The sequence below is a fragment of the Mycobacterium kyogaense genome (genome assembly GCF_003254575.1).
In the GTDB taxonomy this organism is placed as follows: Bacteria; Actinomycetota; Actinomycetes; order Mycobacteriales; family Mycobacteriaceae; genus Mycobacterium; species Mycobacterium kyogaense.
Map to the genome: position 1 here is coordinate 100,002 of NZ_QJUA01000005.1, position 17,922 is coordinate 117,923.

The 17,922-nt window shown below is 68.2% G+C and carries 12 protein-coding genes; 8 read left to right on the forward strand and 4 right to left on the reverse strand.

Going from position 1 to position 17,922, the window contains the following annotated elements; translation table 11 throughout:
* Entirely contained in the window at window positions 1-3,495 is a 3,495-nt protein-coding gene (gene car, locus DMB80_RS05830) for a carboxylic acid reductase (RefSeq protein ID WP_111508968.1), read from the reverse strand.
* 217 nt (window positions 3,496-3,712) lie between these two features.
* The gene (gabT, locus tag DMB80_RS05835) at window positions 3,713-5,056 is read right to left on the reverse strand and encodes a 4-aminobutyrate--2-oxoglutarate transaminase (RefSeq protein WP_111508969.1); all 1,344 of its coding nucleotides are present in this window, start codon (window positions 5,054-5,056) and stop codon (window positions 3,713-3,715) included.
* A 277-nt stretch (window positions 5,057-5,333) separates the two neighbouring features.
* Between gabT and yajC the strand changes: the two genes are divergently transcribed.
* The 6 genes from yajC (at window position 5,334) to DMB80_RS05865 (ending at window position 13,521) form a co-directional block, all read left to right on the forward strand.
* On the forward strand, window positions 5,334-5,678 hold the full coding sequence (gene yajC / locus DMB80_RS05840; protein ID WP_046364856.1) for a preprotein translocase subunit YajC: 345 nt from the start codon (window positions 5,334-5,336) through the stop codon (window positions 5,676-5,678).
* A 93-nt stretch (window positions 5,679-5,771) separates the two neighbouring features.
* Window positions 5,772-7,607 (forward strand): protein translocase subunit SecD, encoded by a 1,836-nt coding sequence (gene secD, locus DMB80_RS05845; protein ID WP_111508970.1) that lies wholly within the window; start codon window positions 5,772-5,774, stop codon window positions 7,605-7,607.
* 3 nt (window positions 7,608-7,610) lie between these two features.
* Window positions 7,611-8,894 carry a protein translocase subunit SecF gene (gene secF / locus DMB80_RS05850; RefSeq protein WP_111508971.1) on the forward strand — a complete coding sequence of 428 codons (1,284 nt, stop codon included), beginning with the start codon at window positions 7,611-7,613 and terminating at the stop codon, window positions 8,892-8,894.
* Window positions 8,895-8,909: 15 nt separating this feature from the next.
* Window positions 8,910-10,574 (forward strand): ABC transporter substrate-binding protein, encoded by a 1,665-nt coding sequence (locus DMB80_RS05855; RefSeq protein ID WP_111508972.1) that lies wholly within the window; start codon window positions 8,910-8,912, stop codon window positions 10,572-10,574.
* Window positions 10,556-11,104, forward strand: a complete 549-nt coding sequence (locus DMB80_RS05860; RefSeq protein ID WP_111508973.1) for an adenine phosphoribosyltransferase — start codon at window positions 10,556-10,558, stop codon at window positions 11,102-11,104. The genes DMB80_RS05855 and DMB80_RS05860 overlap by 19 nt, the downstream gene beginning before the upstream one ends.
* Before the next feature lie 41 nt (window positions 11,105-11,145).
* Window positions 11,146-13,521 carry a RelA/SpoT family protein gene (locus DMB80_RS05865; protein WP_111509053.1) on the forward strand — a complete coding sequence of 792 codons (2,376 nt, stop codon included), beginning with the start codon at window positions 11,146-11,148 and terminating at the stop codon, window positions 13,519-13,521.
* Window positions 13,522-13,619: 98 nt separating this feature from the next.
* Here the strand turns inward: DMB80_RS05865 and DMB80_RS05870 are convergent, their stop codons facing one another.
* Entirely contained in the window at window positions 13,620-14,516 is an 897-nt protein-coding gene (locus DMB80_RS05870) for a peptidylprolyl isomerase (protein ID WP_111509054.1), read from the reverse strand.
* A 117-nt stretch (window positions 14,517-14,633) separates the two neighbouring features.
* On the opposite strand from DMB80_RS05870, the gene DMB80_RS05875 reads away from it, so the two are divergent.
* A complete protein-coding gene (locus DMB80_RS05875; protein ID WP_111508974.1) occupies window positions 14,634-15,311 on the forward strand; it encodes an MBL fold metallo-hydrolase in 678 nt (225 codons plus the stop codon).
* A complete protein-coding gene (hisS, locus tag DMB80_RS05880; protein ID WP_111508975.1) occupies window positions 15,308-16,579 on the forward strand; it encodes a histidine--tRNA ligase in 1,272 nt (423 codons plus the stop codon). The genes DMB80_RS05875 and hisS overlap by 4 nt, the downstream gene beginning before the upstream one ends.
* A 7-nt stretch (window positions 16,580-16,586) precedes the next feature.
* On the opposite strand, the gene DMB80_RS05885 is transcribed toward hisS, so the two are convergent.
* Window positions 16,587-17,906, reverse strand: a complete 1,320-nt coding sequence (locus tag DMB80_RS05885; RefSeq protein ID WP_111508976.1) for a DUF2254 domain-containing protein — start codon at window positions 17,904-17,906, stop codon at window positions 16,587-16,589.
* Window positions 17,907-17,922: the final 16 nt, after the last annotated feature.

A 17,922-nucleotide genomic window follows, 5' to 3' on the forward strand; every position in this document is an offset into this window, starting at 1 on the left:
CTACAGCAGGCCCAGCAACTCCAGATTGCTGACGTACTGGACGATCACCGCGGGAGTGATGTGCGGGATGTCCTTGTCGGGCCCGATCTTGGCCTCCTGCACCGCCGTCCGGAACCGGTCGGTGGGTGCGATGGAGCCCGGGATCGGGATTTCCGGCCGCTGGTAGTTGTGCAGCAGCGGCAGCAACGATGCTTGCCGTTTGCGGTCGGGCAGCGCGTTGATCGCGGCGGTGAACCGGGCGAGCCAGGTGGCGTAGTCGCCCACCCGGTGCACCGGATAGCCGGCCTCGATCAACCAGTCGACGAACTCGTCGAGCCCGATGCCGTCGTCGTACGGATTCATCACGTGGTAGGTCTCGAAGCCGCTGTCCGACTCGCGTGCCACGGCCGCGCCCAGTGTCGAGATCGCCTCGGCGATGAACTCGACCGGCAGCCCGTCGTAGTGGGCGCGTGGCCGCTGACCATCGGCGCCGAGTTGGTAGAACGACTCCGGCGCCACCCCGGTTGCGACGAGGCTGAAGATCAGCCGGGTGAACATGTCGGGAAGGTTCAGCTGGCCGGCGTAGGTGGTGTCGGCCAGGATCATGTCGCACCGGAACACCGAGACCGGTAGGCCGCACAGGTCGTGCGCCTCGCGCAGCAGGACTTCACCGGCCCACTTGCTGTTGCCGTAACCGTTGGCGTAGCTCTCGTCGATCTGGCGCACCGCGCTGATCTGGCGGATGTCGCCGTCCTCGACGAACTTGCCCGGTTCGATCCCCGCGCCGACCCCGATCGTCGACACGTAGGCGAACGGCTTCTGCCGTGTCGTCAGGGCGAGCCGGATCAATTCGGCGGTGCCGACGGCGTTGGGGCCGAACAGCTCGCTGTAGGGCAGGACGTGGTTGACCAGCGCGGCAGGATCGACGATCAGGTCGACGGTGTCGGCCAGACGCTGCCAGACCTGCGGATCCAGGCCGAGATCAGCTTCGCCTTTGTCGCCGGCGAGCACCTCGAGATGATCGGCGGCCAGCGCGCGGTAGTGCTCCAGAAGCCGCTCGTCGCCGCTGTCGAATGTCGCGTCGAGGCGGGCCCGTGCGGCGTCGTCATCCCTGGCGCGGACCAGGCAGATGACCTTGCCGTCGACGAGGTCCATCCGCTCCAGCCAGTCGAGAGCCAGATAGCGGCCCAGGAATCCTGTCGCGCCGGTGAGCAGCACGGTGCGAACCTCAGCGCTCGGTCCCGGCAACGCGGTTGCCGCAGAAAGGGTTTCGGCGTCGATGAATTTGTCGAGCGTCAGATCGCTGGCGCGGGCCTCGGTGGCACCCGCGCCGTGGACGGCGGTGAAGGTGGGCCGCTTCGCGCCCGGCTGTCGCTGGGCCTCGATGTAGGCGGCCAGAGATGCCAGATCAGTGGCGGGGCTGACGATCACCCCGACGGGCACCTCGACGTCGAAGATGTCGCGCAGCAGGTTGCCGAATGTCAACGCCGACAACGAGTCTCCGCCCAGATCCGTGAAGTGGGCGTCGGGTTGCACGTCGGTGGCCGCAGTGCCGAGCAGGGCGGCCGCGGCGCGGCCGACGGTCTCGAGCACGGGCCGGTTCGCACCCTCGGCGCGCAGCGTCCGCATCTCCTCGGCCTGGCCGTCTGCCAGTTCGGCGTACAGCGCCTCGAGTCGATCGCCGTAATGTTCCTTGAGCCGGGGCCGGGCCAGTTTCCGGATACCGGTGAGCAGGCCGTTCTCCAGCGTGAACGGTGTCTCCTCGACCAGGAAGTCACGCGGGATCTCGTAGGACTGCAGGCCGGCGGCGCGGGCGACGTCCTGCAGTGACTCGGCGATCAGCGCCTTCGCGTCGTCGCGGGCCAGCACCTCCTCGGTCGGCACGACGACCGCGAGAAGATAGGACCGGGCGCTGTTGCCGTACACATAGATCTGGCGGATCAGTGGGCTGTCGCCGAACACCGCTTCCAGCTTGGACACGGCCACGAACTCGCCCTGCGAGAGCTTCTGCACGTTGTTGCGACGATCGAGGTAGACGACCTGGTCGGGCCCGATTTCGGCGACCACGTCTCCGGTCCGGTAGTAGCCGTCGGGATCGAACATCTCGGCGGTGATCTCGGGTCGCTTGTAGTAGCCGGGGAACAGGGTCTCGGACTTGACCAGAAGCTCACCGCGCGGATGCGGGCGGTCGGTGGTGAAGTAGCCCAGATCCGGGACGTCGACGAGCTTGTAGTCGATCACCGGCGGACGCTGGATCTGCCCGTCGACGAACACCGCGCCGGCTTCGGTGGAGCCATAGCCGTCGGTGAGGTGGATGTCGATGAGGTCTTCGACGAAGGACCGCATCTCCGGTGACAGCGGCGCCGAGCCCGACATCGCCATCACGTGGCGGCCGCCCAGAAGACTCTGCCGGAGGTCGGCGTACACGTCGGCGAGATCGTCCGGCCGACGGTCGACTTCCTTGGCCACCTCGGCGGCGATGGTGTCCCAGATGCGCGGGACGAAGGTCAGCTGTGTCGGCCGGACCAGCGCCAGATCGTCGAGAAAGGTCGAAAGATCGCTGCGCGCAGCGAAATACGCGGTCCCGCCGGCACCCAGGGTGCCGTAGAGAAGGCCGCGCCCCATCATGTGGCTCATCGGCATGAAGTTCAACGTGATCGACGGCGTGGTCTGCTCGCCGCCCCATGCCGAGCGGCCGGACCGGCGCCAGGCGTTGGTGATGAGACGCTCCGGGTACATGGCGCCCTTAGGTGCGCCGGTGCTGCCGGAGGTGTAGATCAGCAGCAGCAGCGGATCGTCGTCGGGTGAGGTGAACGGCTGTGCCGCAGGCAATGTCGCGCCGTGGGCGAGCACCTCGGACAGCGTGACGATCTCGATCGAGCGGCCGGCGTCGGCGAGGCGGGCGCGCGCGTCGGCGATGGCGTCGCGGTGGTCGTCGACCTCGCCGCGATAGTCGAAGACGATGAGGCGGCCCACCGACTGGGCGTCTGCAATCAGTTCCACCGCATCGGTGAGATGGTCGACGGACGCGGCGAACACCACCGGCTCGGTCTCGGCGACGATCGGCCGCAGGGTGGCCGCCGGGGCGCTGGTCTGCAGCGGCACTGACACCGCGCCCCGCAGCACCAGAGTCGTGTCGATCACGGTGTAGTCCACGCTGGTGAAGCCCAGGATCGCGACGCGGTCACCGGGGTCCACGTCGGTGAGCGCGTTGAGCAGATGGTGGATGCGAGTCGACAGCTCGCCGTAGGTGATGGTGTCGAAGTGGGGGAGGAGCTGGGCCTCGGTGCGCCCGGTCTGCGGGTCGGCGACCAGCCGGATGGCACGCTGGCCGAGAGCGGGCCGGTCGGCGTAGCCGTCGAGCACGGTGGCGATGATCTCCGGCAGGCGCAGCTGCGGGTCTTCGATGGCCTCGGCGATGGCCTCGTCCGGGAGGGCCGCGGCGAACTGGGGATCGGTGGCGCTCAGATCGTCGATGCGGTGGGCGAGTCGTTCTTCTCGGGTATCAGTCGGCATCAGTAATCCTTCGAAAGCAAAGTGGTCGGTCAGGCGCGAATCGCGCGCCCATCAGAAAACTACGTTAGTAAAACTAAGCGTATTCCGAGGATTGGCCTTCTGGACCTGTCAGGTTGCTGTGAATTGCCGCAGCAGGCTGCGAACAGCACACCGCCCCAGCTGGAACGTGGTGCACGTCACAGCTGGGGCGGTTCGAACTGTTAGCCAGTGAACGGGATCACATGTCGCGCAGGAGCAACTCGAGTACGTCGAGGGCTTCGTTGAGTAGCTCGTCGCTGATGGTCAGTGGCGGCAGGAAGCGCAGCACATTGCCGAAGGTGCCGCACGTGAGCACGATGACGCCGGCCTGGTGTGCTGCGGTGCTCAGCTTCTTGGTCAGCTCGGCGTCGGGTTCCAGCGTGCCCGACTTCACCAGCTCGACCGCGATCATCGCGCCGCGCCCGCGCACGTCGCCGATGCGATCGTCCTCGGCCTGGAGCCGGCCGAGCCGGTCCTTCATCAAGACTTCGATCTCCCGGGCGCGCGCCACGAGGTCGTCGTCCTCGATCGTCGCGATCGTGGCCAGCGCCGCCGCGCAGGCGACGGGGTTGCCGCCGTAAGTGCCGCCCAGGCCGCCGACGTGGGGGGCGTCCATGATCTCGGTGCGTCCCGTCACCGCGGACAGCGGCATGCCGCCCGCGATGCCCTTCGCGGTCACGATCAGGTCGGGCACGATGCCTTCGTGCTCGCAGGCGAACATCGCACCGGTGCGCGCGAAGCCCGTCTGCACCTCGTCGGCGATGAACACCACGCCGTTGTCCCGGCACCACTGCAGAAGCGTGGGCAGGAACCCTTCGGCGGGCACGATGAAACCGCCCTCGCCCTGAATGGGCTCGATGATGACCGCGGCCAGGTTGGCGGCGCCGACCTGCTTGTCCATCATCGTGATGGCCCGGCGGGCGGCGAGCTCACCGTCGGTCGCGAGCTCCTTGCCGCCGAACTCCGCGTCGCGGAACGGATAGGACAGCGGAGCGCGGTAGATCTCCGGGGCGAACGGGCCGAACCCGTGCTTGTACGGCATCGACTTCGCGGTCAGCGCCATCGTGAGGTTGGTCCGGCCGTGGTAGGCGTGGTCGAACGACACGACCGCCTGCCTGCCGGTGTAGGTGCGAGCGATCTTGATGGCGTTCTCGACGGCCTCTGAGCCCGAGTTGAACAGCGCCGAGCGCTTGTCGCCGTCGCCGGGGGTGAGCCGGTTCAGCGCCTCGGCCACCGCGACGTACCCCTCGTACGGGGTCACCATGAAACAGGTGTGCGTGAACTGCGCGGCCTGCTCGCGCACGGCCTCGACCACCCGCGGCGATGCGTTGCCCACGGTGGTGACCGCGATGCCCGAGCCCATGTCGATGAGCCGGTTGCCGTCGACGTCTTCGATGATGCCGCCGAATGCACGTGCCGCGTAGACGGGCATGGTGTTCCCGATGCCGTTCGCCACGGCCGCCGTCTTGCGCGCGATCAGCTCCTGGGAGAGCGGGCCGGGGATGGCGGTGGCGAGGTGGCGGCTCTGTTCGAGAGCGCTCAACTCAGGTACCTCCTGATTACGTGGGGCCGTTGACCTCCCGAGCCTAGTCCGTCCCCCCACCGATCCGTCGAGAACCAGGGGTTGATTCACCGGGTTCGGTGGTCGGCGTCCCTTTCGGCGACGAAATCCGTCGGCAGACGGGGTCGTCCGGCGGGGGAAGGCAAGCGAGGCGGTCGCAATGGCACACTGGTCAACGAATTCCTTCATGTGTGCGGCCCTCCGATGGAGGGGCTGCCGACAAAACAGACCGCAACGAAACAGAAGAGACACTGCTGCCATGGACCTGTTCGTCTTCCTGCCCCTGCTCATCATCATGGGCGCCTTCATGTACTTCGCGTCCCGGCGTCAGAAGAAGGCGATGCAGGCCACCATCGACCTGCACGAGTCGCTGACGATCGGCGACGAGGTGCACACCACCTCGGGCCTGCGCGGCCGGATCACCGGTATCACCGACGACGAGGTGCAGCTCGAGATCGCTCCGGGTGTCGTCACCACCTGGATGAAGCTGGCGGTGCGTGATCGCATCACCTCCGACGACGACGAACTCGACACAACCGACGAGGACTTCCCGGCCGAGCCCGCCTCCGGTGCCACCGAGCTGACCGAGCGACCCCGAGACTGACAGCTGACGCATCAGCAGCGGCACGTACCCTTTGCGGGTCACTGCGCGCCGTCGCGGTGCACGACGACCTGACCCCGAGGAGTTTGTAGACACGTGGCATCGTCTTCGACGCAGGTGCATGCTGCCCGCTACCTGGCCCTGTTCCTGGCATTGCTGATCGGTGCCTACCTGCTGGTGTTCCTCACCGGCGACAAGAAGGCCGAGCCCAAGCTCGGTATCGACCTGCAGGGCGGTACGCGGGTCACGCTGACTGCTCGCACCCCTGACGGATCACCGCCGTCGCGCGATGCCCTCAATCAGGCGCAGCAGATCATCAGCGCTCGCGTCGACGGCCTCGGGGTGTCCGGGTCCGAGGTCATCATCGACGGCCAGAACCTGGTGATCACGGTTCCCGGCAACGACACCAGCGAGGCGCGCAACCTCGGTCAGACCGCGCGGCTCTACATCCGCCCGGTCATCCACGCGATCCCTGCTGCCGGTCAGGGGCAACCCGAGCAGGCGGGACCCGCCGGTGCACCTCCGGGTGCTCCCGGTGCGCCTCCGGGTGCGGTTCCCGGTCTGCCGCCCGGTGCGGCCGTCCCCGGTCTGCCACCCGGCGCAGGCGGGCCCGCGGGGGGTCCCGACGCCGACATCCCCGGCCTGCCGCCGCTGGAGCCGCAGGCACCCGCGCCGGCTCCGCAGCCCCGCCCGTTCCCGCAGCAGCCGGCACCGAGCCCGGCTCCGACGCCGAATCCAGCGCCGAATCCAGCGCCGAATCCGGCACAGCCGACGACCTCGCCCGCTCCGGGTGCGCCGCCCGCACCAGGGGGCAAGAACGTGCCGCTGGCGCAGCGCATCCAGGACGAGAAGCGGTTGCGGCAGAGCTCCGAGCAGGCCATCCAGATCCTCGCGCTGCAGTTCCAGGCGACGCGCTGCGGTGACGACGACGTGCTGGCCGGTAACGACGACCCGAACCTGCCGCTGGTGACCTGCTCGCAGGACGGCAAAGAGGTCTACCTGCTCGACAAGTCGATCATCAGCGGTGAGGGCATCGCGAACGCCACGTCCGGGCTCGATCAGCAGCGCGGCGAGTACGTCGTCGACGTCGAATTCAAGAGCGACGCCGCCAAGACGTGGGCCGATTTCACCGCCGCCAATGTGGGCACGCAGACTGCGTTCACGCTGGACTCTCAGGTGGTCAGCGCGCCCGTCATCAATGAGGCGATTCCCGGCGGACGCACTCAGATCACCGGCCAGTTCACCGCCGACTCGGCGCGCGAACTCGCCAACGTGCTGAAGTACGGCTCGCTGCCACTGTCCTTCGAGTCGTCGGAGGCCGAGACGGTGTCGGCCACCCTGGGCCTGTCGTCGTTGCGTGCCGGGTTGATCGCCGGCGCGGTGGGTCTGGTGGCGGTGCTGCTGTACTCGCTGCTCTACTACCGGGTGCTCGGCATGTTGGTGGCGCTGTCCCTGATCGCCTCGGGCGCGATGGTGTTCGCGATCCTCGTGCTGTTGGGCAGATACATCGGTTACACGCTGGACCTGGCCGGCATCGCCGGTCTGATCATCGGTATCGGCACCACGGCCGACTCGTTCGTGGTGTTCTTCGAACGCATCAAGGACGAGATCCGTGAGGGCAGATCGTTCCGGTCGGCGGTGCCACGAGGCTGGTCGCGCGCCCGGAAGACGATCATGTCGGGCAACGCGGTGACGTTCCTGGCCGCGGCGGTGCTGTACTTCCTGGCCGTCGGGCAGGTGAAGGGCTTCGCGTTCACGCTGGGCCTGACCACGATCCTCGACGTTGTCGTCGTGTTCCTGGTGACGTGGCCGCTGCTGTACTTCGCGTCCAAGTCGCCGACCATGGCCAAGCCGTCTCTGAACGGGCTGGGAGCTGTTCAGCAGATCGCGCGCGAACGCCGAGCGGCCGCACACGCGGCGGGACGGGGATAACGCATGGCACGCAATAGTTCACATCGGCGCGGCAGCGCCGTGGAGTCCACCGCGGTGGAGGCACCCGACCTCGAGGCCAGCGCCGCCGACGCGCCCAAGCACGGCTTCTTCGTCCGCCTCTACACCGGTACCGGCGCCTTCGAGGTGATCGGTCGCCGCAAGCTGTGGTACGCGGTCAGCGGCATCATCGTCTTGATCGCGCTCGCCGCGATCGTGGTGCGCGGCTTCACCTTCGGCATCGACTTCGAGGGCGGAACCAAGGTGTCGTTCCCGCGCGGTGACGGGCAGGCCACCACCTCACAGGTCGAGACGGTGTTCAACAACGCCATCGGCAAGCCGCCGGAGTCGGTGGTCGTCGTCGGCAGCGGCAACTCGGCGACGTTCCAGATCCGGTCGGAGACGTTGAGCAACGACGAGACCGAGAAGCTGCGCGACGCGCTGTTCGACCAGTTCCAGCCCAAGGGCGCCGACGGCCAGCCGTCCAAGCAGGTCATCAGCGACTCCGCGGTGTCCGAGACGTGGGGCGGTCAGATCACCCAGAAGGCGTTGCTCGCCCTCGTGGTGTTCCTGGTGTTGGCCGCTATCTACATCACCGTGCGCTACGAGCGGTACATGGCAGCCGCCGCGCTGCTGACCCTGGTGTTCGACCTGCTCGTCACCGCCGGGGTGTACGCGCTCGTCGGGTTCGAGGTCACGCCCGCCACTGTCATCGGGCTGCTGACCATCCTCGGCTTCTCGCTCTACGACACGGTGATCGTGTTCGACAAGGTCGAGGAGAACACCGAAGGCTTCGAGCACACGACCCGAAGGACGTTCGCCGAACAGGCCAACCTCGCGGTCAACCAGACCTTCATGCGGTCGATCAACACCAGCCTCATCTCGGTGCTGCCGATCATCGCGCTGATGGTCATCGCGGTGTGGCTGCTCGGTGTCGGCACGCTGATGGACCTGGCGCTGGTCCAGCTCGTCGGCGTCATCGTCGGTACCTACTCGTCGATCTTCTTCGCCACGCCGCTGCTGGTCAGCCTGCGGGAGCGCACCGACCTGGTCAGCAAGCACACCCGGCGTGTGCTCAACCGACGCAAGACCATTGCGGCCAAGGCAGGCGCCGGAGAGGCGACTTTCGAGGACGAGGCCGACACACCCACCGTCGACCCCGAGCCGGCGACGGTCACCGCGCCGGCTGGGCCGCCGCCGGACAAGCCCGCCCCGGGCGCGCGGCCGATCCGGCCGACGTCGAGTCGGACGGGCCGGCCGTCGGGTAAGCGAAGCACCGGAAAGCGCTAGGGAGCGGTAGGTCCGATGGCCCACCGCACCCGTGCGTGGCGTATCCGTGTCACTTCGGCGATCGTCGCCGCTGTGGTCGGCGCGTCAGGTCTGTCGTCGTGCTCGTCGGACGCGGCCGACTCGATCGACTACGCGATCGACGGCACGCTCCCGACGTACAACACCAACACGGTCACCGGCGCCGCATCGGGCGGTGCACAGGCGTTCGCCCGGGCGCTGACCGGATTCAACTACCACGGACCCGACGGACAGATCGTGGGCGACCACGACTTCGGCACCATCGCGGTCGTGGGTCGCAGCCCGCTGGTGCTCGACTACGAGCTCAAGCCGGAGGCCGTCTACTCCGACGGCAAACCGATCACCTGCGATGACATGGTGCTGGCGTGGGCCGCGCAGTCGGGTCGATTCCCCACCTTCGACGCGGCCAGCCGCGCCGGGTACACCGACATCGCGACGATCGACTGCACCCCGGGGCAGAAGAAGGCCCGCGTCAGCTTCGCCCAGGATCGGGCGTTCACCGATTACGGGCAGTTGTTCGCGGCGACGTCGCTGATGCCCTCCCACGTCATCGCCGACGAGCTGGGGCTCGGCGACGGCGGGGTGACCAGGGCCGTGCTGGGCAACGACGGGCCGGCGATCGAGCGCATCGCGCAGGTGTGGAACACCACGTGGAACCTCACCCCGGATCTGGATCTCAAGCATTTCCCGTCGTCGGGGCCGTACCGCATCGAGTCGGTCACCGGTGACGGCGCGGTGGTGCTGGTGGCCAACGACAAGTGGTGGGGCACCAAGCCCGTCACCGCGAAGATCACCGTGTGGCCGCGCCGCCCGGATCTGCAGGACAGGGTCAACGAGGGTGCCTACGACGTCGTCGACATCGCCGCAGGCTCGGCGGGCACGCTGAACCTGCCCGATGACTACACCCGCTCGGATTCGGCGTCGGCGGGTGTGGAACAGCTGATCTTCGCCCCGCAGGGCCCGCTGGCCCCGGTGCCCGCCCGTCGCGCCGTCGCCCTGTGCACCCCGCGCGATGTCATCGCCCGCAACGCGTCGGTGCCGCCGGCCAACTCGCGGCTCAACGCCGCGGCCGAGGATGCCTACTCCGGCGCGGAGGCCACCCCCCAGGTCAACGACTTCGCGGCGGGCGATCCCGTCGCGGCCCGCGCCGCGCTGGGCAACCAGCCGCTGACGGTGCGTATCGGATACCAGTCACCCAACGCCCGGCTCGCGGCCGCGGTCGGGGCGATGGCCAAGGCGTGCGCACCCGCAGGCATCACGGTGCAGGACGCAGCGGGGGAGAACGTGGGCCCACAGGCGTTGCGCGACAACGCCATCGACGTGCTCATCGCCAGCACCGGCGGGGCGACGGGCAGTGGCTCGTCAGGCTCGTCGGCGATCGACGCCTACACCTTGTACAGCGGTGACGGAAACAACCTGCCCCGCTACGTCAACGAGCGCATCGACGGCATCATCTCGACGCTGGCGGTGACCTCCGACCCCAAGGAGATCGCCCGGTTGCTCGCCGAGGCCGGCCCGATCCTGTGGGGCGACATGCCCACGTTGCCGCTGTACCGTCAGCAACGCACCCTGCTCGCGTCGACGAAGATGTACGCGGTGAGCGCCAATCCGACGCGCTGGGGCGCGGGATGGAACATGGACCGATGGAAGCTGAGTCAGTGAGTCAGACGAATGACGTCGGCCAGGTGATCTCCTCGCTGCTGCGCGAGGTGCCCGATTTCCCGGAGCCGGGCGTGCTGTTCAAGGATCTGACGCCGGTGCTGGCCGACGCCCGGGGGCTGGCCGAGGTCAGCGCGGCGATGGCCGACATCGCCCGCGGGGCCGATCTGGTGGCCGGCGTCGACGCGCGCGGCTTCCTGCTCGGCGGCGCCGTGGCGATCTCGCTCGGCATCGGTGTACTGGCGGTCCGCAAGGGCGGCAAGCTCCCGCCGCCGGTGATCAGCGAGACCTACACATTGGAGTACGGGTCGGCCACCCTGGAGGTGCCGGCCGACGGCGTCGAGCTGGCCGGCCGCACCATCGTGGTCATCGACGACGTGTTGGCCACCGGGGGAACACTGGCGGCCACCCATCAGTTGCTCACGGCAGCGGGGGCGACGGTCAGCGGCGCGATCGTGATGCTCGAACTCGCCGCCCTGGGCGGCCGGTCCGTCCTGGAACCGTTGCCGGTCACGGCTCTACACACCGTATGACCGGATATCCTGCCAACAGCAGCTGAGCAGCGGAGGTGAGCATGGCCAACGAGATCCAGGCAGATCCGCGCGCGAACCAGGCTGTGCAGGTCCCGCCGGTGCCGGCCGGGCCGGAGACGCAGCCGATGGAGCTGCCCCGGACCGAGGCCACGAAGGCGACCAGCGCCTCGCGACGGGTCAGGGCCCGCCTCGCCCGCCGGATGACCTCCCAGCGCAGCACCGTCAACCCGGTGCTGGAGCCGCTGGTCGCGGTGCACCGGGAGATCTACCCCAAAGCTGACCTGACCCTGCTGCAGAAGGCCTACGACGTCGCCGAGGAACGGCACGCCGATCAGCTGCGCAAGTCCGGCGACCCGTACATCACCCATCCGCTTGCGGTGGCCAACATCCTGGCCGAGCTCGGCATGGACACCACCACGCTGATCGCGGCGCTGCTGCACGACACCGTCGAGGACACCGGGTACACGCTGGAGGCGCTGACCCAGGAGTTCGGTACCGAGGTCGGTCATCTGGTCGACGGGGTCACCAAACTCGACAAGGTGGCACTGGGCACCGCTGCCGAGGGCGAGACCATCCGCAAGATGATCATCGCGATGGCCCGCGATCCGCGAGTGCTGGTGATCAAGGTGGCCGACCGGCTGCACAACATGCGCACGATGCGCTTCCTGCCGCCCGAGAAGCAGGCGCGCAAGGCCCGCGAAACGCTGGAAGTCATTGCGCCCCTTGCTCACCGGCTCGGTATGGCGACGGTGAAATGGGAGCTCGAGGATCTGTCGTTCGCGATCCTGCATCCCAAGAAGTACGAGGAGATCGTGCGGCTAGTCGCCGATCGTGCGCCGTCGCGCGACACCTATCTGGCCAAGGTGCGCGCCCAGATCACGGCCACGCTGAATGCGTCGAAGATCAACGCCGTCGTCGAGGGACGGCCGAAGCACTACTGGTCGATCTACCAGAAGATGATCGTCAAGGGCCGCGACTTCGACGACATCCACGATCTCGTCGGCGTCCGGATTCTGTGCGACGAGGTGCGGGACTGCTACGCCGCCGTCGGTGTGGTGCACTCGCTGTGGCAGCCGATCGCCGGCCGGTTCAAGGACTACATCGCCCAGCCCCGCTTCGGGGTGTACCAGTCGCTGCACACCACCGTCGTCGGGCCGGAGGGCAAGCCGCTGGAGGTGCAGATCCGCACCACGGACATGCACAAGACCGCGGAGTACGGCATCGCCGCGCACTGGCGCTACAAAGAAGCCAAGGGCCGCAACGGAGTTCCGCAGAGCCACACCGCCACCGAGATCGACGACATGGCGTGGATGCGACAGCTGCTCGACTGGCAGCGGGAAGCCGCCGACCCGGGCGAGTTCCTCGAGTCGCTGCGGTACGACCTCGCGGTGCAGGAGATCTTCGTGTTCACCCCGAAGGGCGACGTCATCACGCTGCCCACCGGGTCCACGCCCGTCGACTTCGCCTACGCGGTGCACACCGAGGTGGGGCACCGCTGTATCGGGGCACGCGTCAACGGCCGGCTCGTCGCGCTGGAGCGCAAGCTCGAAAACGGCGAAGTGGTCGAGGTTTTCACGTCGAAGGCAGCCAACGCGGGTCCGTCGCGGGACTGGCAGACGTTCGTGGTGTCGCCGCGGGCCAAAGCCAAGATCCGGCAGTGGTTCGCCAAGGAGCGTCGCGAAGAGGCGCTGGAGTCAGGCAAGGATGCGATCGCGCGCGAGGTGCGCCGCGGTGGACTTCCGTTGCAGCGCTTGATGAATGCCGAGACGATGGCGGCGTTGGCGCGCGAGCTGCGCTATCTCGACGTGTCCTCGCTCTACACCGCGGTCGGTGAGGGCCATGTGTCGGCCCGCCACGTCGTGCAGCGGTTGGTCGCCCAGATCGGGGGCGATGACGAGGCGGCCGACGAGCTGGCCGAGCGGTCGACGCCGGCGACCATGCCGGTGCGGCAGCGCACCAGCGACGACGTCGGGGTGTCGGTGCCGGGGGCGCCCGGGGTGCTGACCAAGCTGGCCAAGTGCTGCACGCCGGTGCCGGGCGACGTCATCATGGGCTTCGTCACCCGCGGCGGTGGGGTGAGTGTGCACCGCACCGACTGCACGAATGCGGCCTCGCTGGAGACGCAGTCCGAGCGCATCATCGATGTGCAGTGGGCGCCGTCCCCGTCGTCGGTGTTCCTGGTCGCCATCCAGGTCGAGGCGCTGGATCGGCACCGGCTGCTCTCCGATGTGACGCGCGTGCTCGCCGACGAGAAGGTCAACATCCTGTCGGCATCGGTCACGACGTCGAATGACCGGGTGGCGATCAGCCGGTTCACCTTCGAGATGGGCGACCCCAAGCATCTGGGGCACGTGCTGAACGTGGTGCGCAACGTGGAGGGCGTCTACGACGTCTACCGCGTCACCTCTGCGGCCTAGTTTTCCCGCGACGTTTTCCCGCGACCAGACGCGAACTCGAGCGCGCCGCCGGCGTGTCCGCTCGAGTTCACGTCTGGTCGCCGAGTCTCCGCCGGGGCTCAGTCCAGCTGGAGCTGCTTGATCGTGACGTCCAGCTTGGGTGCGCCGTCCTCGCCGCCGTCCTTGGTGCCCGCCGCGGCGATCTTGTCCAGCGTGGCCAGGCCGGTCTGGTCGATGGTGCCGAACACCGTGTAGTTCGGCGGCAGCGTCGAATCCTTGTAGACCAGGAAGAACTGGCTGCCGTTGGTGCCCGGCCCCGCGTTGGCCATCGCAAGCGTGCCGCGGGGGTAGACCACCGGCTGCTGCAGCTTCGGATCGTCCGGCTGGTATTGGTCGGTCGGGTACTCGTTGGCGAACTGGTAGCCCGGCCCGCCGGTGCCCTGGCCGGTCGGATCGCCGCACTGCAGCACGGCCAGGCCTTCACCGGTGGTCAGCCGGTGGCACGGGGTGTTGTCGAAGAAGCCCTTGTTGGCCAGGCTGGCGAAACTGTTCACCGTGCAGGGTGACTTCGCGTTGTCGAGCTCGAGGCCGAGGTTGCCCTGGTTGGTCTCCATGCTGGCACTGACCGTCGCCGGATCTGTCGGCACCTTGCCCGCACGCGGCGGTTCGACCGGCTTGCTGGCCGGCTCGGGGGACTTGGCGTACTGGCAGTTGCTGCCCAGGCCGGCCGGCGCGGCGAACGGGGGCAGCGCACCGGGCTTACCCGGCTCCGGGGCGTCCAGTGGCGAGGCCGCGTCGGATGTCGCCGCGCTCGTCGGCGTCGACGCGGTCGGCGTGCCGCTGTCGCGGTTGGTCAGCACGATGGTCGCCACGACCGCGGCGATCACGACGACGGCCGCGACGGCCGACCCGATGATCGTGTACGTGCGGCGCTTGCGGTCCCTCTCGGCGCGCCGTTCGAGTTGGCGCTCGAGCTTGCGCTTGGCGGTGGCTCGCCGTTGTTCGTTCGTCGGCACGGGCCGGTCCTCCTCGGGGTCGGTCAGGTCGGCACCGAGTGTGCCAGGGCTCGCTGAGATGGCGGCTGTGACCCCTCGTGAACTGCGCTGTGAGCTCGGCATGGGAAGCTGGACGGCGTGTTGATCACCGGATTCCCCGCCGGGGTCCTGGCGTGCAACTGCTACGTGCTGGCCCCCGGACAGGGTGCCGATGCGATCGTCGTCGACCCCGGCCAGCGTGCGATGGGGCCGTTGCGCCGCATCCTCGACGAGAACCGGCTCACCCCGGCCGCGGTGCTGCTCACCCACGGCCACATCGACCACATGTGGTCGGCGCAGAAGGTCTCCGACACCTACGGCTGCCCCACCTACATCCACCCGGCTGACCGGTACATGCTCAAGGACCCCGTGAAGGCGCTCGGGCAGGGCTTCGCCCTCGGACTGGCGTCCCTCGCGGTCGGGGCGCTGTTCCGGGAGCCGCGCCAGGTCGTCGAACTCGACCGCGATGGCGACAAGCTCGACCTCGGCGGGATCACGGTGGCCGTCGACCACACCCCTGGGCACACCCAGGGTTCGGTGGTCTTCCGCGTCGAGGAAGGACCCGACCAGTTGGCCCTCACCGGCGACACCCTGTTCAAGCAGTCGGTGGGCCGCACCGATCTGCCCGGGGGCAGCGGTCGTGATCTGCTGACCTCGATCGTGACGAAACTGTTGGTGCTCGACGACGACACGATGGTGCTTCCCGGGCACGGCGAACGCAGCACGATCGGCGCCGAACGCCGCACCAACCCGTTCCTCGAAGGTTTGACGACGTGACCGATTTCAAGGCCCCCAAGGGCGTTCCCGATTACTTCCCGCCGGACTCCGCCGAGTTCGTCGCGGTGCGCGCCGCGCTGCTCGGCGCTGCCCGGCGCGCGGGCTACGGCGACATCGAGCTGCCGATCTTCGAGGACACCGCGCTGTTCGCCCGAGGCGTGGGGGAGTCCACCGACGTGGTGTCCAAGGAGATGTACACCTTCGCCGACCGCGGGGAGCGGTCGGTGACGCTGCGTCCCGAGGGCACCGCCGGTGTCATGCGCGCGGTGATCGAGCACGGACTCGACCGCGGTCAGCTGCCGGTGAAGCTGTGCTATTCGGGGCCGTTCTTCCGGTACGAGCGGCCGCAGGCCGGCCGCTACCGGCAGCTGCAACAGGTCGGGGTGGAGGCGATCGGGGTCGACGATCCGGCCCTGGACGCCGAGGTCATCGCGGTGGCCGACGCCGGCTTCCGCTCGCTGGGTCTCGACGGGTTCCGACTGGAGATCACCTCACTCGGCGACGACACCTGCCGGCCGCAGTACCGGGAGTTGTTGCAGCAGTTCCTGTTCGGACTCGACCTGGACGAAGAGACGCGCCGCCGTGCGGAGATCAATCCGCTGCGGGTGCTCGACGACAAGCGCCCGCACGTCAAGGAGATGACCGCCGACGCACCGTTGATGCTCGATCACCTCTCCGAGGTGGCCAAGGCGCACTTCGAGACGGTGCTGGCGCATCTGGATGCACTGGGTGTGCCGTATGTGATCAATCCGCGCATGGTGCGCGGGCTGGACTACTACACGAAGACGACGTTCGAGTTCGTGCACGACGGTCTCGGTGCGCAGTCGGGGATCGGTGGCGGCGGCCGTTACGACGGGTTGATGAGCCAGCTGGGCGGCCGTGATCTCTCCGGCATCGGGTTCGGGTTGGGCGTGGACCGCACGCTGCTGGCGCTACGGGCCGAAGGCAAGACCGCCGGTGAGGCGGCGCGCGTCGACGTGTACGCGGTGCCGATGGGCGGCGACGCCAAGATCCGGCTCGCGGTGCTGGCAGCACAGCTTCGCGCCGCGGGCGTTCGGGTGGACATGGCGTACGGCGATCGCAGCCTCAAGGGTGCGATGAAGGGTGCCGACCGGTCCGGCGCGTCGATCGCGCTGGTCGCGGGGGATCGTGACCTCGAGGCGGGCACCGTCGGGGTGAAGACGTTGACGACGGGCGAGCAGGCCGACGTTCCCATCGATCAGGTGGTGGACCAGGTCATCGCTCAGGTTCGTGCCGCGCCGCGCTGACACATCGTCAGCGCGGTGACCACCGCCTTTCGAGGGCGGCGCGCACGTCGTTGCTCAGGCGCGTCAGACGCTCCCGGTCGACGGGATCGATGTCGCGTCCGGTGATGTCACGTTCTACGCGGGCCAGTTGGTCGGCCACCGCTGCCTTGTGTTCGGGGGGCCGGGACATCCAGCCGACTTCGCGTAACAACACCAGCACTCGAGCCACCACCACGGCGTCGCTACCGCCGTAGAGGATCGTCTGCCCGCACACGGTGTCCAGCAGGTCAGCCAACGACGGCCGGGCGATCACCACGCGCACCTCGTCGTTCTGGTCGCGAAGTACCGCGGGAGTCATGTGGCGGCAAGCGAATTCGCAGAGCATGGCGCTGCAGGCGTGCAACCCGTGGACGGCCGTGGTGGGATCGTTGACGCCGGGGCTCAACGCGCGCAGTACGACGTCCACGATCTGCCGCAATCCGTAGCCGATGTCCTGAGCCGCAGTGCGTTCGATGTCGGTGCGTAGCGACGCGGCCACTTGGTCGTAGAGCCCCGTCAGGTCGTCGTCGGTCGCGGTGTCGGCAACTTTGCAGAATGCGACCGGGACGCCGCTGACGACGGCTGAGCCCACGGGTTGGTCGACCCAGACGACGGCGTTCGCTGCGCACGCGGCGCTGCGCAGGGCCTGTTCGTCGATGCCAACGAGGAATCCCGATGCGCGCGCCGCCACCGGCACCGCGCGGGGATGCACCGGCGGTGCCTCATCGGGACTCTGCGGGTCATCGCACGGATCGAGGAGGCGATCGGCGGTGTCGATGGCATCAGTGCGGATGTGGTGCAGCATGGTCTCGATCCTGATCTGGCGCACCAGGTGCCCGAGGAACAGTACGAGCGCGATGATGCTCGCCACGGCGAGAACGAATGCGACGGTGACGGCGATCTTCGGCACGAAGCGTGTGATCGTGTCACTGTCGTTGCGCACGCTGCGCAGCACCGTCAGCGCATAGGCGAACGTCGCGACGAACAGCGCGAGTGTGCGTTGGACGAGGTGGTCGGATGCGAAGGTCCGCAACAGCCGAGGGGTGTATTGACTGCTGGCCAACTGCAACGTGACCAGGGTCAGCGAGAACGTGAGTGACGTGACAGTCATCAACGCGGACGCAATGGTGCCGAGGATCTCGCGTGCCGCATCGGCGCCGCCGCCGAACAAGTAGGCCTCGACGATGGGCGGCAGATCAGCATCGTAGGTGCGGTCCAGCTGTGGCACCGCAACTCCGGCGGCGACTGCGACGACGACCCCGAGCGCCGGGACCGGCCACAGCCGGCTGCGCAGCGCATCGCGCACCATGGTCCGCCGCTGTTCG

Excerpts from the sequence above, each read along its gene's own strand:
- car (WP_111508968.1), bottom strand. The coding sequence starts at position 3,495 with ATGCCGACTGATACCCGAGAAGAACGACTCGCCCACCGCATCGACGAT.
- yajC (WP_046364856.1), top strand. The coding sequence starts at position 5,334 with ATGGACCTGTTCGTCTTCCTGCCCCTGCTCATCATCATGGGCGCCTTC.
- secF (WP_111508971.1), top strand. The coding sequence starts at position 7,611 with ATGGCACGCAATAGTTCACATCGGCGCGGCAGCGCCGTGGAGTCCACC.
- DMB80_RS05855 (WP_111508972.1), top strand. The coding sequence starts at position 8,910 with ATGGCCCACCGCACCCGTGCGTGGCGTATCCGTGTCACTTCGGCGATC.
- DMB80_RS05860 (WP_111508973.1), top strand. The coding sequence starts at position 10,556 with ATGGAAGCTGAGTCAGTGAGTCAGACGAATGACGTCGGCCAGGTGATC.
- DMB80_RS05865 (WP_111509053.1), top strand. The coding sequence starts at position 11,146 with ATGGCCAACGAGATCCAGGCAGATCCGCGCGCGAACCAGGCTGTGCAG.
- DMB80_RS05885 (WP_111508976.1), bottom strand. The coding sequence starts at position 17,906 with ATGGTGCGCGATGCGCTGCGCAGCCGGCTGTGGCCGGTCCCGGCGCTC.